General features: G+C 73.1%; 14 protein-coding genes, 1 tRNA gene and 2 pseudogenes. 8 read left to right on the top strand and 9 right to left on the bottom strand.

Annotated features, from left to right (window positions below; translation table 11 throughout):
* Nucleotides 1-422: 422 nt before the first annotated feature.
* Complete coding sequence (locus tag DRB89_RS38540) at nucleotides 423-1,172, top strand: LysM peptidoglycan-binding domain-containing protein (RefSeq protein WP_112450792.1); 750 nt, start codon at nucleotides 423-425, stop codon at nucleotides 1,170-1,172.
* A gap of 55 nt (nucleotides 1,173-1,227) precedes the next feature.
* On the opposite strand, the pseudogene DRB89_RS38535 reads toward DRB89_RS38540, so the two are convergent.
* From DRB89_RS38535 to DRB89_RS43440, 4 genes and pseudogenes are all read right to left on the bottom strand, one after another.
* Nucleotides 1,228-1,830, bottom strand: a pseudogene (locus tag DRB89_RS38535) (response regulator transcription factor); the annotation flags it as partial.
* Nucleotides 1,827-2,861 (bottom strand): annotated as a pseudogene (locus DRB89_RS38530) (histidine kinase); the annotation flags it as partial. The pseudogenes DRB89_RS38530 and DRB89_RS38535, both read right to left, overlap by 4 nt.
* A gap of 565 nt (nucleotides 2,862-3,426) precedes the next feature.
* The gene (locus DRB89_RS38520; RefSeq protein ID WP_112450793.1) at nucleotides 3,427-4,350 is read right to left on the bottom strand and encodes a squalene/phytoene synthase family protein; all 924 of its coding nucleotides are present in this window, start codon (nucleotides 4,348-4,350) and stop codon (nucleotides 3,427-3,429) included.
* Nucleotides 4,351-4,443: 93 nt separating this feature from the next.
* Entirely contained in the window at nucleotides 4,444-5,280 is an 837-nt protein-coding gene (locus DRB89_RS43440; protein WP_162688905.1) for a hypothetical protein, read from the bottom strand.
* A 148-nt stretch (nucleotides 5,281-5,428) separates the two neighbouring features.
* Here DRB89_RS43440 and DRB89_RS38505 point away from each other — a divergent pair, with 148 nt between their 5' ends.
* The 5 genes from DRB89_RS38505 to DRB89_RS38485 all read left to right on the top strand — a co-directional run bounded on the left by DRB89_RS38505 (nucleotide 5,429) and on the right by DRB89_RS38485 (nucleotide 10,538).
* Nucleotides 5,429-6,256, top strand: coding sequence for an ABC-2 family transporter protein (locus DRB89_RS38505; RefSeq protein WP_112452634.1), 828 nt, complete (start codon nucleotides 5,429-5,431; stop codon nucleotides 6,254-6,256).
* A 121-nt stretch (nucleotides 6,257-6,377) separates the two neighbouring features.
* Nucleotides 6,378-7,145: an ABC transporter permease gene (locus DRB89_RS38500; protein WP_112454302.1), complete on the top strand. Its 768-nt coding sequence runs from the start codon at nucleotides 6,378-6,380 to the stop codon at nucleotides 7,143-7,145.
* Nucleotides 7,146-7,151: 6 nt separating this feature from the next.
* Nucleotides 7,152-8,120, top strand: coding sequence for an ATP-binding cassette domain-containing protein (locus tag DRB89_RS38495; RefSeq protein ID WP_112452635.1), 969 nt, complete (start codon nucleotides 7,152-7,154; stop codon nucleotides 8,118-8,120).
* A gap of 75 nt (nucleotides 8,121-8,195) precedes the next feature.
* Nucleotides 8,196-9,080: a DUF1707 domain-containing protein gene (locus DRB89_RS38490; protein ID WP_343234673.1), complete on the top strand. Its 885-nt coding sequence runs from the start codon at nucleotides 8,196-8,198 to the stop codon at nucleotides 9,078-9,080.
* A 162-nt stretch (nucleotides 9,081-9,242) separates the two neighbouring features.
* Complete coding sequence (locus tag DRB89_RS38485) at nucleotides 9,243-10,538, top strand: DUF445 domain-containing protein (RefSeq protein ID WP_239516589.1); 1,296 nt, start codon at nucleotides 9,243-9,245, stop codon at nucleotides 10,536-10,538.
* A 47-nt stretch (nucleotides 10,539-10,585) separates the two neighbouring features.
* On the opposite strand, the gene DRB89_RS46455 is transcribed toward DRB89_RS38485, so the two are convergent.
* From DRB89_RS46455 to DRB89_RS38465, 4 genes are all read right to left on the bottom strand, one after another.
* The gene (locus DRB89_RS46455) at nucleotides 10,586-10,924 is read right to left on the bottom strand and encodes a hypothetical protein (protein WP_112452629.1); all 339 of its coding nucleotides are present in this window, start codon (nucleotides 10,922-10,924) and stop codon (nucleotides 10,586-10,588) included.
* Between the two features lie 138 nt (nucleotides 10,925-11,062).
* Nucleotides 11,063-11,752, bottom strand: a complete 690-nt coding sequence (locus tag DRB89_RS38475; RefSeq protein WP_112452630.1) for an FCD domain-containing protein — start codon at nucleotides 11,750-11,752, stop codon at nucleotides 11,063-11,065.
* Nucleotides 11,753-11,998: 246 nt separating this feature from the next.
* Nucleotides 11,999-12,550: a DUF4383 domain-containing protein gene (locus tag DRB89_RS38470; protein ID WP_112452631.1), complete on the bottom strand. Its 552-nt coding sequence runs from the start codon at nucleotides 12,548-12,550 to the stop codon at nucleotides 11,999-12,001.
* A gap of 270 nt (nucleotides 12,551-12,820) precedes the next feature.
* Complete coding sequence (locus DRB89_RS38465; RefSeq protein WP_112452632.1) at nucleotides 12,821-14,068, bottom strand: hypothetical protein; 1,248 nt, start codon at nucleotides 14,066-14,068, stop codon at nucleotides 12,821-12,823.
* Between the two features lie 118 nt (nucleotides 14,069-14,186).
* On the opposite strand from DRB89_RS38465, the gene DRB89_RS38460 reads away from it, so the two are divergent.
* Nucleotides 14,187-14,261: transfer RNA gene (locus DRB89_RS38460), tRNA-Val, on the top strand.
* Between the two features lie 237 nt (nucleotides 14,262-14,498).
* Complete coding sequence (locus tag DRB89_RS38455; protein ID WP_112452633.1) at nucleotides 14,499-14,723, top strand: DUF2277 domain-containing protein; 225 nt, start codon at nucleotides 14,499-14,501, stop codon at nucleotides 14,721-14,723.
* Here the strand turns inward: DRB89_RS38455 and DRB89_RS46450 are convergent.
* The gene (locus tag DRB89_RS46450; RefSeq protein ID WP_343234672.1) at nucleotides 14,720-14,953 is read right to left on the bottom strand and encodes a universal stress protein; all 234 of its coding nucleotides are present in this window, start codon (nucleotides 14,951-14,953) and stop codon (nucleotides 14,720-14,722) included. The genes DRB89_RS38455 and DRB89_RS46450 overlap by 4 nt on opposite strands.
* Nucleotides 14,954-14,980: the final 27 nt, after the last annotated feature.

The raw sequence follows: 14,980 nt of genomic DNA, 5'->3' as shown, positions 1-14,980 counted from the left end.
CACGCGTCGCCGGCGCCGCCTCGCGAGGCAGACGGGGCGCACCGGGCGGCGGGACGGACCCGATTGACCCGTGATGGGCGATTCGCCGTCAACGGGCGGGTCGCCCGAATCGCGCCCGGCGAAGGGCGACTTGCCCGGATTGGGGCACCACCCGACCGCCCGTGATGTGGGTCACGCGCACCGGGCCAACATCATTTCCCGGAGAAGGCCGATTCCCTTTTCCCAGCCGGAATTTAGGGAATTCCCGGATCCCTTTTCAAGGTCATCCACCGGGCGGTTCGCGGAGAGTTGATCTCCCGGTCGAATTCGTGTCTTGTTCCGGCCCCGCGTGCTCGCCTACGGTCACCTCATTCCCGGTGGTCAGCTGCCTGATCCGGCCTCCGCCAGGGCCCTTCCGTACCCCCCACGTGAGGAATTCCGCCATGCCCGCAAAGGGAAAGCACCGCCGGCCGAAGCAGCACCACGCACTCACCCGCAAGCTGGCCCTGGCCGGCACGGGCAGCGCGGCGCTGGCCCTCCCGCTGATCAGCGCGACCACGGCCGGCGCGGCCGAGGCGAAGGCCCCCGCCGTGGTGAAGGCCGCGCCGGCCGCGGAGAAGGCGGCACCGGCCGCGGCGAAAGCCGCTCCGCTGACGTACTCCGTGGTCAGCGGTGACACGCTGAGCAAGATCGCGGCGGAGCACTCCGTGGGCGGCGGCTGGCAGAAGCTCTACGAGGCCAACCGGAACATCGTCGGCGCCGACCCCGCGGTCATCCGCCCCGGCCTGAAGCTGAACCTCACCGCCGCCGCCCCGGCCGCCGCCAAGCCTGCCGCGGCCAAGACGACCGCCGCCAAAGCCACGACCGGCTACGCGAACAACCTGGACGGCTGGATCCGCGAATCGCTCGACGTGATGGCGCAGCACGGAATTCCCGGCAGCTACGCGGGAATTCACCGCAACATCATGCGTGAATCCTCGGGGAATCCGATGGCCATCAACAACTGGGACATCAACGCCCAGAACGGCATCCCCAGCAAGGGTCTGCTCCAGGTCATCGATCCGACCTTCCGCGCCTATCACGTGCCCGGAACCTCGCAGGACTCCTACGACCCGGTCGCCAACATCACGGCCGCCTGCAACTACGCGGCCGCCCGCTACGGCACGATCGACAACGTCAACGGCGCCTACTGATCCGGACGCAGGCGTACGGACCCGGGCGTCTTCGCCCGGGCCCCAACCAGCCCCAGAGCCAGCCCTGACGGCGGGCCGCGCGGACGGCTTCCATGCGGTTGCGGGTGCCGGTCTTGCCGATGACCGAGGACAGGTGGTTCCGTACGGTCGACTCGGACAGGCGGACCCGCGCCGCGATGTCCGCGACGGTGGCTCCGTCGGTCGCCGCGCCCAGGACGTCGATCTCGCGCGGGGTCAGCGGGTTCGGGCCCGCGCTCAGGGCCGCGGCCGCGAGCGCGGGGTCGATCACGGTCTCCCCCGCGAGCACCCGCCGTACCGCCGCGGCCAGTTCCTCGACCGGTCCGTCCTTCACCAGGAACCCGGCCGCCCCCGCGTCCATCGCCCGCCGCAGATAGCCCGGCCGGCCGAAGGTGGTCAGGATCAGCACCTTGCAGCCGGGGCACCGGTCGCGCAGGTCCGCCGCCGCGTCGAGCCCGCTGCGGCCGGGGAGTTCGATGTCGAGCAGCGCCACGTCGGGCCGGGTCCCCAGGGCCGCGGGCACGATCTCGTCGCCGGCGCCGACCTGCGCCACGACCTCGATGTCCTCCTCCAGTCCGAGCAGCAGGGCCAGGGCGCCGCGCATCATGCCCTGGTCCTCGGCCAGCAGGAGCCTGATCATCGGCCGTCCCCTTCCGCGTGTTCCGTGTGTTCCGCGTGTTCCGCCTGTACGAGGTCCTCGTCCAACGGGAGTTCGGCGGTGACCCGGAAGCCCCGGCCGCCCGGAGCCGGGCCGCTGACGAGGGTGCCGCCGGCCGCGGCGAGCCGTTCGGCAAGTCCCGTCAGACCGCTGCCCGTCAGGCCGTTGCCCGGCGGACCGCCGTCCGGCGGAGCAGAGCCTACGCCGCCGCCCCCGTCGTCCGTGATCACCAGGCGGACCCGCTCCGCGGCGCCCCGCACCTCGATGTCGCAGCCGGCCGCGCCGCTGTGCCGGATCACGTTGGTGACGCACTCGCGCACCACCCAGCCCAGCAGCGCCGCCGTCCGCGGCGGCAGCGGCGGCCCGGACTGCCGTACGGCGGGCTCGATCCCGGCGGCGGTGAGGGCGCCGCGGGCCCGGTCGAGCTCGCCGGCCAGGCTCGCCTCGCGGTAGCCGGTGACGGCCTCCCGGATCTCCACGAGGGCCTGGCGGCCCACGGACTCGATGTCGGCGACCTGGGCGAGGGCCGCGTCCAGGTCTCGGGGCGCCAGACGGCGGGCCGCCTCCGATTTGACGACGATCACCGACAGGGTGTGGCCGAGCAGGTCGTGCAGGTCCCGCGAGAAGCGCAGCCGCTCCTGCTCCACGGCGGCCCGCGCCAGCTCCTGCCGGGTCGCGCGCAGCTCCCGCACCGTCTCCGACAGGGCGAGGATGGCCGCGGTGACCATGCCGGAGAGGAAGGTCCCGTAGACGACCCCCAGGGCTCCCCAGCCTTCGTGGTGCGCGGCGATCGCCCCGCCCAGTGCGCTGAGGCCGAGGACGGTCAACCCCAGGACGCGGCCCCGGAGCACGGCTCCGGTGGCCAGGCCCAGCAGGGGGAAGAAGGTCAGCCGGCTGCCGCCGTAGCCGAGGGCCAGCCCGCAGGTGACCAGGCCCATGGCGACGAGGCTCCAGCGGGTGCTCGCGGCCTCCCGCTTGCACGGGTCGAAGGCGCGGAACACCACGCTGATGTAGGTTCCCGGCGAGGGCGACGGCGAAGCGGACGCGCTGGGCCTGGCCGCCGGACAGCCGGTCGGCGCGGCGGCCGGCGAGCTCCGTGAGCCCCGCCAGGCGGAGGGCCTCGGCGACGGGCATCGGCGCCGGGTAGGTCCGGGCGACGAAGGCGACGAGCTCGCGCACGGTGAGCCGCGGCACGGCGCGGCCCTCCTGGAGCATCGCGCCGACCCGGCCGCAGCGCACGGCCCGGTCGGGGCTCTCGCCGAAGAGGCGCACGGTGCCCGTGTCGGGCTCGTTCAGGCCGAGCAGCAGGCCGATGGCGGTGGACTTCCCCGCGCCGTTGCGGCCGAGGAGGGCGACGGTCTCGCCGCGCCGGATGTCGAGGTCGAGGCCGGTGACGGCGCGGACGGGCCCGAAGGACTTGGCGGTGTGCCGGAAGCTCACCGCCGGGGGCGTCTCCCCTGCCACCGCGCCCGTGTTGGTCCGTGTCGCCCGAGTCCCCGTATGCGTCATGTACGGAACGCTACGGAGGGGACGGGGCCCCCGGCAGATCCACGTGTACGGACTCCTCCCGTACGAATGTCACTTCGGGGCGCGCGGCGTCCGCGGCCGGCGCGCCCTGGCGCGGGCCAGGGTGCGCAGCGGTGCGACGAGGCCGTAGCCGACGTCCTTGCGCAGGGCGCCGACGCCGGCCCGCTCCACCGCCGTGAGCTGGTGCTCCATGAGCTCCGTCATCGTCACGGCGACCGCCCGCAGCCCGGGAGCGGTGAGGTCGAGGATCCCGTCGGTGGCGGCGAGGGCGCTGCGGGCGCGCCCGGCCTCGGCGGCCAGGAGTTCCCGAACGCCCGGGGTGTCACGGGCCTGTTCGAGGTCGGACCGGGTCACGGAGTGCTCGGCGAGGCGGGCGCGCGGGATGCAGAGGCGGCCGGCCGCGAGGTCTCCGGCGAGGTCCGCGAGGAAGTCGACCCGCTGGGCGGCGTCAACGAACCGCCGCCATCCGGCGGCCTGTTCGGCGTCGGGTCCGCCCGGGTACTGGAGGCCGGTGAAGACGATCACGCCGGGCCAGGCGTAGGCGTCGAGGTAGGCCTGGAAGTCCGCCTCGTCCTCGAACCCGTCGAAGACCGCCTCGGCGTCGGCGGCGCCGGCGAGGAAGCGCACGACCCACTCGGCGGGCAGGCCGCGGGTGTCGACGGCGTGGGCGTAGGCGCGCAGCAGCGGATCGGGGCTGTCGCCGGTCTCCAGGGCGCGGTGCACCTCGGCGCCCAGTTCCTTCAGGCCGGCGGACCGCTGGTCCGGGGTGCCGGTCTCGGCGACGTCGTCGACCATGTTCATGAAGCCGAGCCCGGCCGCCAGCCAGGGCACGAGGGGCGGCGCGGCCAGCAGGCGCAGGGTGAGGTAGGGCGCGGGTTCGCGGCGCAGGACCCGGCGGGCCGCGTGCGTGTAGTCCTCGCGGAGCCGGGTGCCGGAGATCCCGGCCGTCGTGAGGGTGGTGCGCCAGCTGGGCATGGTGGGTGGTTCTCCGCTTCCTGCGTCGTCGTGCGTCTTCACGGGCGCGCGTGCGCGCCGGGTGCCGGGGGGTCGGGTGCCGGCGCCGGGCGGTCAGCTCTTGTAGACCTTCTTGATCTTGAAGTCCGTGCCCGCGAGGACGTATCCGCCCTGACCGTACGGGTCGTTGATGTACGGCCGGATCGCGGGGGCGCCGAGCCAGGGCGAGACGTTGAGGTAGCGCGAGCTCGGGATCTCGACGCCGAGCTCCTGCTTCGACTGGTCCATCAGGGCGGGGAGCCGGTCCCAGTCGAGTGCGGCCATGTCCATGACCGGGTCCCCGGCCCTGACGACGCCGGCGGCGCCGGTGCCCTTGACCGCGCCGCCCCGGTACTGCCAGGTATCGAGGGTCTTGGCGCCGGGCGCCGTGGGGATGTCGGCGATCACGTACTCGTCGTAGACCCGCATGTTGGCGAAGGTGGTGGTGCCCGTCTGCTGCTTGAACGCCTCGACGGCGGTCCGGATGCCGGCCGGGTCGATCAGGCCGCCCTTGGGCGGGGCGGCGGTCTTGGCCGTGCTCGCCTTCGGGCTCGGGGTGGCCGAGGCCGAGGCCTGGCCCGCCGGGCTCGGGGAGACCGGCGCGGACGCGGAGCTCGACGACTTGGCATCGCCGCCGGCCCCGGTCTCCCTGCCCTCGTCCCCGTCGGGCAGCCACTTCACGAGGCCGATCGCCGCCGCGGCCAGGACCACCGCGAGCGCTCCGGCGAGCAGCGCCGGGCGGCGGCGCGGGCGCACCGGCGCGGGGACGGCCACGGGCACGGTCGACGCGTACGGGTTGCCCGCACCCGGGGTGAACGGCGTGGGGGTGGAGGAACGAGACAGGTCCAGCCGGGCGGTGGTGACGGGTCGCTCATCTCCGGGGCTCCTCGGCGCCGTACGAAATATCCACATCTGTACCTCATGCTGTCTACCCGATGGCCACCGCTTCCGCTCCGGACGGGCGTAATTCGTTCGCGTGGATCGCCCCTCCGCACTAAGCTCGCGCGCTTTGACCGTTCTGCGAACGACACAGCAACGACGTGGGAAACGGAGGGGTGCGGTGCGTGAGACGGCAGCCCGGCGCGCCGGGCTCTACGGGGCGGTCGCGGCCGGGGGCTTCCGCCGGTACGCCACCTACGGGACGGCGACCGCGGCCGGGGTGTTCACCAACACCGTGTTCGGCTTCATCCTCGCGTACACGTACATCGCGCTCTGGGACGAGCGGCCCGGTCTCGGCGGCTACGACCAGTCGCAGGCCCTGACCTTCATGTGGGTCACTCAGGCGCTGCTCGCCGCGGGCGCGCTGATCGGCGGCGGCTTCCAGGAGGAGTTCCAGGAGCGCGTCCGTACGGGTGACATCGCCGTCGACCTGTACCGTCCGGCCGACCTCCAGATGTGGTGGCTGGCGGGCGATCTGGGCCGGGCCGGGTTCCAGCTCCTGGGCCGAGGGGTGGTCCCGCTGGTGGTGGGCGGGCTGGCCTTCCACCTGGCGCTGCCCGCCGACCCGGCGCGCTGGCTGCTGTTCCTGGTCTCCGTCGGCCTGGGGCTGGTGGTGAGCTTCGCGCTGCGCTACCTGCTGGGGCTGGCGGCGTTCTGGCTGATGGACGGGTCCGGGATCAACATGATGGCCACGGTCGCCTCCATCTTCTTCTCCGGGATGCTGCTGCCGCTGACCGTGTTCCCCGGCGGCTTCGGGGAGTTCGTCCGCGTCCTGCCGTGGGCGGCCATGCTCCAGGTGCCGATGGACGTGCTGCTCGGCGAGGGCGCGGGCGCCGGAAGCGCGGCCGGGGCGCTGGGCTTCCAGGCCGCCTGGGCGGCGGCCCTGTTGGGGCTGGGCAGGGTGGTGCAGTCGGCTGCGACGCGCAAGGTGGTGGTCCAGGGTGGCTGACCGGGTGGCCGAGGCGACGACTCCCGTACGCGACCGGCCGGAGCGGGCCCTCCACGGCCCGCTCCCGCCCCGGCGCAACCGGGCCGTGGAGGGCCTGCGCGGCTACGGGCTGATCGCCGCGATGTGGATCCGGTCGACGATGACGTACCGCACGTCCTTCTTCCTCTCCACCCTGGGGAACGCGGCGATCACGCTCCTCGACTTCGTCGCGATCTCCATCATGTTCTCGCACGTGGACGAGCTGGGCGGTTTCACGCTCCCCGAGATCGCACTGCTGTACGGGTCCTGCTCGGCCTCCCTGGGCCTGGCCGACCTGCTGCTCGGCAACACCGACCGGATCGGCACCCGGATCCGGGACGGATCGCTCGACACCATGCTGGTCCGCCCGGTCCCGGTGCTCGCCCAGGTCGCGGCCGACCGGTTCGCGCTGCGCCGGCTGGGGCGCGTCGTACAGGGCCTCGCGGTGCTGGGATGGGCGGTCTCGGAGCTGGACCAACTGCACTGGACGGCCGGGAAGGTGCTGCTGGTGCCCGTGATGATCACGGCCGGGGCGGCGATCTTCGGCGCGGTGATGGTGGCGGGGGCGGCGTTCCAGTTCCTCGCCGGAGATGCGGCGGAGGTGCAGAACTCCTTCACCTACGGCGGCTGCACGATGCTCCAGTACCCGCCGACGGTCTTCGGCAAGGACCTGCTGCGCGGGGTGACCTTCATCGTCCCGCTCGCCTTCGTCAACTGGCTGCCCGCGCTGCACGTGCTGGGCCGGCCCGATCCGCTGGGGCTGCCGGGGTGGGTGGCGTACGCGAGCCCGCTCGTGGCCTTCGCGGTGTTCCTCCCCGCGTCGCTGGCCTGGCGCGCGGGGGTCCGTTCGTACCGCAGCACGGGGAGCTGAGCCCGCATGGCCGATCCGCTGATCTCGCTGGACGAGGTCGAGAAGGTCTTTGACGTACGGCGCCGGGTCGGGTGGATGCGCCGGGAGAAGCGGCAGGTCAGAGCCGTGGACGGGCTCAGTTTCGAGGTGGCGCGGGGCGAGGTGGTCGGCTACATCGGGCCCAACGGCGCCGGCAAGTCGACCACCATCAAGATGCTGACCGGCATCCTCACCCCGAGCGGCGGGGAGCTGCGGGTCGCCGGCATCGACCCGGCGCGGGAGCGGATGCGCCTCGCGCACCGGATCGGGGTGGTGTTCGGGCAGCGCACGACCCTGTGGTGGGACCTGCCGCTGAAGGACTCGTACGGGCTGATGCGGCGGATGTACCGGATCCCGGCGGCGCGGTTCGCGGAGAACATGGAGCGCTGTGTGGACCGGCTGGACCTGGCCGAGCTGCTCGACGTGCCGGTGCGCCAGCTCTCGCTGGGCCAGCGGATGCGCGGGGACATCGCGGCGGCGCTGCTGCACGACCCGGACGTGCTGTACCTGGACGAGCCGACGATCGGGCTGGACGTGGTCAGCAAGGCGAAGGTGCGGGGCTTCCTGCGGCAGCTGAACGAGGAGCTCGGGACGACGGTGCTGCTGACCACGCACGACCTCCAGGACATCGAGCAACTGTGCGAGCGGGTGATGGTGATCGACCACGGGCGGCTGATGTACGACGGGTCGCTGGGCGGACTGCACACGGCCGGCGGGGCGGGGGAGAGCGAGCGGACGCTGGTGGTGGACCTGGAGCGGGAGTTCCCGCCGATCGAGGTGGCCGGGGCGCGGGTGGTCAAGGTGGAGGGTCCGAGGCAGTGGCTGGCCTTCCCGGCGCGGGCTTCGGCCGCGCCGCTGGTGGCGGCGGTGGCGGCGGAGTACCCGCTGCTCGACCTGTCGGTGCGGGAGCCGGACATCGAGGACGTGATCGCGCGGATGTACGCGGGACGGGGATAAATCAGGGAGAACCCTGAGTTGGAGCCGGGTCCAAAGTCATACAACTCTTGGGGGCGACTGCTTAGGCTGGTCCTCATGAGTGACGAGCGGCCTGAGAAGCCGTTGCCCCAGGAGCCGGTGTCGCGGGAGCCGCTGTCGCGGGAGCCGGTGTCGGGCGGGCCGGTGTCGAGCGGACCGGAGCCGCTGTCGCCGGAGCCGGTGTCGCAGGAGCCGGTGTCGCAGGAGCCCGTGCCGAGGGCGCCGGCCTCGTTGGAGAAGGCGCCGCTGCCGGATCTGAGGGCTTCGGACGCGGACCGGGACCGGGTGGTGGACCGGCTGCGCGACGCCGTCGCCGAGGGGCGGCTCGACATGGACGAGTTCGAGGAGCGGCTCGAAGCGGCGTACACGTCCCGTACGTACGCGGAGCTGGAGCCGCTCACCCGGGACCTGCCGGCGCTCGGTGCGACGGCCCCGGTGGCGGCCTCCCCGGTGGGCCCGGCCGCTCCGGTCGGCCTGGCGAAGGGTGTGCCGGCCGGTTCGGAGTCCGCATGGCCGGCCAGGATCGTCGGCGGCGGCCCGGCGGGCGGCCCGGCCATGGCCGTCGCGGTCATGTCGGGCTTCCAGCGCAAGGGCAACTGGACCGTGCCCGCCCTGTTCCACGCGGTGGCGTTCTGGGGCGGTGGCGATCTCGACCTGCGCGAGGCGAACTTCGCCGAGCGCGAGGTCGTGATCAACTGCGTCGCCGTCATGGGCGGCATCCAGATCACCGTGCCGCCGGGCGTCGAGGTCGACGTACGGGGCATCGGCGTCATGGGCGCCTTCGACCAGCGCGACAACCCCGGGCCGCCGGAACCGGGCGCTCCGCGCGTCGTCGTGACGGGCTTCGCGTTCTGGGGCGGGGTGGAGGTCAAGGTCAAGCAGCCGAAGTCGGCTTCGCGCAAGAACGGCCTTCCCCGGTCGGAGCGGCGCAAGGAGCTGTAGGCCGTCCCGTCCCGGGAGCCCATCCGGGCCGCGGGAGGTGCTCGGCGGAGGGGTACGGCCCGCCGCTCCCCGGAGGAGTACGGCGCGCCGGGAACTCTCCGGGCGCCCCGGGAGTCGGATGCTGTGCAGACAAAACCGGCGCCCGGGGGAAGGCAGGAGCACGTGGAGCAGGGCAGCACGACCAAGACACGGGGTGGCTTCGTGTTCAGCGAGGCGGACGAGGAGCGCCGGCGCGGCGTCCGCCGGATGAAGCGGACCGCCACCGGCCTGCTGATCCTGGTGGCGCTGGTCTACGTCGCGGCGAAGTGGGCGGAGCACGCCGGCGCGGGCGGCTGGACGGGGTACGTCGCGGCCGCCGCCGAGGCGGGCATGGTCGGCGCGCTCGCGGACTGGTTCGCGGTCACCGCCCTCTTCCGGCGGCCGCTCGGCCTGCCCATCCCGCACACCGCGATCATCCCGACCAAGAAGGACCAGCTCGGCGTCTCCCTCGGGGAGTTCGTCGGGGAGAACTTCCTCTCCGCGGACGTGGTGCGCACCCGGCTGCACGCGCTGGGCATCGGCGGCCGGCTCGGCTCCTGGCTGGCCGAGCCCGCGCACGCCGACCGGGTCACCGCGGAGCTGGCCACCGCCCTGCGCGGGGCGCTGACGGTCCTGCGGGACTCCGATGTGCAGGCCGTCGTGGGCGAGGCGATCACACGGCGGGCCGAGACGGCGGAGATCGCGCCGGGGATCGGCAAGACGCTGGAGAAGGTCGTCGCGGACGGCGGCCACCGGCGGGTCGTGGACCTGGTGTGCACGCGGGCGCACGACTGGCTGGTCACGCACGCCGAGTCGGTGGAGGCGGCGGTGCAGGGCGGGGCGCCCGGCTGGACCCCGCGGTTCGTGGACCGCAAGATCGGCGACCGCGTGTACAAGGAGCTGCTCCGCTTCGTCCAGGAGATGCGGGACATGCCGGAGCACCCGGCGCGCGGGGCGGTGGACCGCTTCCTCGCCGACTTCGCGGCGGACCTCCAGTCGGACACGGAGACCCGGGCGCGGGTGGAGCGGCTCAAGTCCGAGCTGCTCGCGCGCGACGAGGTGCAGGACGTGATCGCCTCCACCTGGACGGCGGTCCGGTCGATGATCCTCTCGGCGGCGGAGGACGAGCGGAGCGCGCTGCGCCTGCGGGTCCGGTCCTCGCTGATGTCGCTGGGGGCCCGGCTGGCCACGGACGGCCGGCTGCAGGACAAGGTGGAGGGCTGGATCGAGGGTGCCGTGGTCTATGTGGTCACCAACTACCGCGCCGAGATCACCTCGCTGATCACGGACACGGTGGCGGGCTGGGACGCCGAGCACACCTCCCGCAAGATCGAGGCCCACATCGGCCGCGACCTCCAGTTCATCCGCATCAACGGCACGGTGGTCGGCGCGCTGGCGGGCCTGGTGATCTACACGCTGTCGATGGCGCTGGGGGCGTAGGTCGGGCGGGCCGGGGGCGGGGAGGGGTGCCGGGTGGTGGTGGGGGCTCACCACTCGGCGAACGAGCCGTCTTCGTGGCGCCACACGGGGTTGCGCCACGCGTCGAAGCGGAACGGCTCGGGGTCGGTGACGTGGTCGAGGAACTCCCGGCGGGTGAAGAGGCGTTCACCGAGGGCGAGGGCGAGGGCGAGGGGGATGTTGGTGGCGTTCACCCGATCGGAGCCGGCCTGCATGCGCTCGGGGAGGACGGGCTCCTGCGCACGCACCGGCTCGGCGCGCCCCTCGATGACGGGCTCGCCCCGGCCGACGACGCCCTCGTCGGTCTCGACGCGCACGAACAGCCGGCGGGGCGGGGCCGTGAACGTCTCGATACGGGTGATCTTCACTGCGGACGGTGTCCTCTCCTGGTGGGGATGGCAGGACGTGTCTGCTGGTGCTGCGGGTAATGCCGGTGCCGCGGATACCACGGGCGCTGCGGACGCCGCTACGGGTACTGCGGGTGGTGCGGTACGGCTGTGTCCCCCTCAGGGGTGGTCGCGGCGGGCCATGTCGAGGAGGTCGAGCACGGCCGCGTGCGCGCCGTCCGCGTCCCCCGCGCGGACCTGGTCCACCACGGCCCGGTGGATCGCGTGCGGGTGCTCGAAGTCCCCCTCGTGCACCGTGCGGTCGCGTTCCACGAGGGCCGGGATGATCACCCGGTACATCTGGGTGAAGAACAGGTTGTGCGAGGCGGTCAGCAGCGCCAGGTGGAACGCGGCGTCCGCCCGTACGTGCAGGACCGGGTCGCTGCCGCTCGCGGCCATCGCCGCCAGCGCCGCGTCCAGCGCGGCCAGGTCCTGCTCGGTCGCCCGTACGGCGGCCAGCGCGGCCGCGGCCGGTTCGATCGAGCGGCGCAGCTCGAGCAGGTCCGAGAAGAAGCAGTCGGGTGCGCCGGCCGCGAGCTTCCAGCGCAGGACGTCGGCGTCGAAGAGGTTCCAGTCGGTGCGCGGGCGCACGAAGGTGCCGCGCTTCTGGCGGGCGTCGAGCAGGCCCTTGGCCATGAGCACCTTGACGGCCTCGCGGAGCACGGTCGTGCTGACGTCGAGCTCTTCCAGGAGCCGGGGGAGGTCGAGCGTTGCCCCCTCGTCGTACGTGCCGTCGAAGATCCGGCGGGCCAGCTCTTCCACTGCGGCCTTGTGGACCCCGCGGCCGGCGTACGCGGCTTCGGTGCTCAACGACGTTTCCCCTCTCCGGGTAGGGTTTTCGGGCCTTTGGTCCCTACTTGACCCCCCGGCAAGGCAAAGACTTGCACAAGTAATCGTTAATTAGCAATTATTGCGCCGGGCTCCGGAATCCCTGATTCCGGCCGCTCCCGTCTACCGCGCGGCGGCCCGGTACCGGCGGCCGACCTGGCACCGGTGGCCGGTCCGGCCTGCCGAAGCGCGGGATCGGGCAAGTACCGCTTCGCGCCGAGACCTCGCTCAGGCGGGCCGGCCGACGGGCCTCCTGGTGGTGGTGCGTGCCCGCTGCTCCCGCGCCGCCTGCTCGGGGTGGCGGGCGCGCCAGTACGGATTGTCGTGCGGCAGGGCGCTGCCGACCCGCCCGTACATGCCGAACCACATCAGCATCACGCCCACCACGAAGCTGAACAGCACGTTCGGGATGTGGAAGGCCAGGAAGTTCAGCCCGGTGTCGAGCAGCGCCAGGTTCAGGAACCCGCTCGCGATGAACAGCAGGCCCAGCACGATGTTGAGGGTCGACGCGAAGCTCCCTCCGATCACCATCCCGGTGAACAGCAGCGCTCCGATGCAGATCGACAGGACGCTCAGCGCGCCGTTGGTGTTCAGGGCGAGCACCGTGTCCCCGCCGGTGTCGAAGAAGCCGACCCGGTCGATGAGCCCCAGGATCCCGAAGACCACCAGCAGCAGCCCGGTCAGGCCCGCGCCGACCCGGTAGACCTTGCTGAGCTTGTGATCGGCGGGCAGGTGGTCATCGAGCCGGGCGTTGACGGGGCGCAGCAGCCGGCGCGCCATCCCCTCGGACGGCTCCGCCGGGTGGGACGGCGGACGGGGCTCGTGGGCGACGTACGGCGCGTAGTTCTCGTGCGACTCGTGGCACCCGTAGAGCGCATGTGGCGCGTAGGACTCAGGCGGTGCGGGAGGCGCCTGGGCCGCGCGGGGCGCGCGGGATGTACGAGGCTTGCGAGACGGCTGGGAAGCGTGGGCGGCCATGGCGCCCTCCTCTGCTCCGTTCCAGCATCCGCCGACGCCCACCCGGGGACAACCCCGGCGCGCTCAGCCGCCTCAGCCGTGGCCCCGCTCGGTCCGGATGTCCGACACCACCCGGTGCGCGGCCGACCGTACGGCCTCCATCTCCTGCAGGAAGGCCCAGTAATCGGGGTGGCGGTCCTCCAGAGCGGCCAGGGCCCGGTCCACCCGGGCCACCGCCTCGTCCAGCGGGCGCGCGTGCCGCGCCTCCGGGACCGTACGGCCCTCCATGGCCAGCCGCTGCGCGTCCCGGATCGCGAACCGCGTCCGCTGCACCTCGCCCTGCGGATCCCGCGCCACCGCCTCCAGCCGCGTCAGCCGCTCCTGGGCCGCCGAGACCGCCTCGTCGGTCGCGTCCAGTGCGACCCGCACCGCCTCCACCAGCGCCGCGACGTCGGCCCAGCGCTGCTGGTCGCGCGCCCGGCCGGCCTCCGCGAGCCGGTCCTCGGCCTGCGCGACATCCCGTACCGCCTGCTCCGGCACCTGCTGGAGGTCCTGCCAGCAGGCCGCGCTGAAACGCCGGCGCAGCTCGCTGAGGACCGGATCCACCCGGTCCGCCCGGTTGCGCAGCGCCTGCGCCCGGGTCCGCAGGCTCACCAGCCGCCGGTCGATCTCCGCGGCCCGCTCCGGGAGGCGCGCCGCCTCGGCCCGTATGGCCTCGGCGTCGCGCAGGATCCGGTCGGCGCGCTGCACGGTCTCCTGCACACCGTGCTGCCCGGCACCCTGGTTCAGCTTGGTCAGCTCCGGCCCCAGCGCCGCGAGCCGGGCGGCCAGGTCGTCGGCCCGCATCCCCTTCCCGCGCACGTCGTCCAGCGCCGTGCTCGCCGCGAGGAGCGCGGCCCTGGCCCGCTCCCGGGCCGGCGCCACCCGGGCCAGCTGCGTCTCGGCCTTGTCCAGCAGAGGCTGCAGCCCCTGCGCGAACCGGTCCAGCTCGCCCTTGACCCGTACGAGCTCGTCCTTGGCCCGGGTCAGTTCCTCCCGGGCCCGCGTCGCGGTGGCCGCCTCCAGCTCCGCGCGGTCGAGGTCGTGCGCGTCGACGGCATCGATGTACACGTGGCTGACCTGGTCGATCCGCTGCCCGAGCGCGACGAATCCCTCGCCCGCCCGGCGCGCCTCCGGTGAACCGTCCGCGGCCGCGATCGTCTCGATCGAGATCCGCAGATCCCGCTGCGCGGTGTCCAGCTCGTAGAACGCCGCGGCGGCGGCGTCCTTGGCCGCCTGCGCGTCCGCCCGCCGACTCTCGTCCCGCCCGCCGCCGAACCATCGCCGGGGTGCCGTCGTCACAGTTGCTCTCTCCCGTACGCGCCCGAATCGCCCCTGCCCCTACCCCGGTCCATTCTCCCTCACGGGAACGGGTTTGCGTGGGGGGTACGCCCTCGATGTAGGCTGTCCACTCATCCACGGGTGCGTAGCTCAGGGGTAGAGCGCTGCTCTTACAAAGCAGATGTCGGCGGTTCGAAACCGTCCGCGCCCACCAGCGAGAAGACCCCCCGCCGTTCACGGCGGGGGGTCTTCTGCATCCAGGAGCGTCTCCGTGCGCCCTTCGTGCTCCTTGCTGCTTCCGGCACCGTGCAAGGGGCGCTCACCTCCGGAGCGCGAGGAGGGGGCGAGGTGGCACAACCCAAGTGTGGCGCGGTGACCTCGGACGGGCAGGGCTGACATCAATGGGGTCGGACGCCGACTGTTTCGGGTGGGGGAGCGGGATAGTGGGGGTATGTGCCGATCCATTAAGACGTTGCGTCCGCCCGCGATTCCGGAGAAGGCGACCGAGGAGGAGATCCGGGCCGCCGCCTTGCAGTACGTGCGGAAGGTGTCCGGGTTCAGGGCGCCCGCCGCGCACAACCAGGAGGCGTTCACCGCCGCCGTCGACGCGATCGCCGAGGCGACGCGGGACCTGCTCGACGGGATCCACGTCAGGGGGGCGGCCGCGGCGGGTTAGGCGAGATCCGTGAGCGGTGGCCAGGCGGCGGCCGGGACCGCGTTTTCTTCCAGGGGGAACACCGCGACCGGGCAGTCGGTGTGGAGGAGTACCGCGTTGGTCACCGAGCCCAGGCGGGGGGAGAGCGGGCGCTTGCGGTGGCGGCCCATGACGATCAGGTCCGCGGCTTGGGAGGCGGCGACCAGGTGACCGGCCGCGTCGCCGGGCGCCGACAACTGCTCGACCGCCACCTCCGGGAACCACCACGGGGCAGGCGG

The organism is Streptomyces sp. ICC4, assembly GCF_003287915.1.
GTDB classification, from domain to species: domain Bacteria; phylum Actinomycetota; class Actinomycetes; order Streptomycetales; family Streptomycetaceae; genus Streptomyces; species Streptomyces tritrimontium.
This window is presented reverse-complemented; position numbering and strand designations above follow the sequence as displayed.

Coding starts and splice junctions, on each gene's coding strand:
- DRB89_RS38490 (WP_343234673.1), top strand. CDS start 8,196: ATGAGTGACGAGCGGCCTGAGAAGCCGTTGCCCCAGGAGCCGGTGTCG.
- DRB89_RS38455 (WP_112452633.1), top strand. CDS start 14,499: ATGTGCCGATCCATTAAGACGTTGCGTCCGCCCGCGATTCCGGAGAAG.
- DRB89_RS38495 (WP_112452635.1), top strand. CDS start 7,152: ATGGCCGATCCGCTGATCTCGCTGGACGAGGTCGAGAAGGTCTTTGAC.
- DRB89_RS38500 (WP_112454302.1), top strand. CDS start 6,378: ATGTGGATCCGGTCGACGATGACGTACCGCACGTCCTTCTTCCTCTCC.
- DRB89_RS38540 (WP_112450792.1), top strand. CDS start 423: ATGCCCGCAAAGGGAAAGCACCGCCGGCCGAAGCAGCACCACGCACTC.
- DRB89_RS38470 (WP_112452631.1), bottom strand. CDS start 12,550: ATGGCGCGCCGGCTGCTGCGCCCCGTCAACGCCCGGCTCGATGACCAC.
- DRB89_RS43440 (WP_162688905.1), bottom strand. CDS start 5,280: ATGTGGATATTTCGTACGGCGCCGAGGAGCCCCGGAGATGAGCGACCC.
- DRB89_RS38520 (WP_112450793.1), bottom strand. CDS start 4,350: ATGCCCAGCTGGCGCACCACCCTCACGACGGCCGGGATCTCCGGCACC.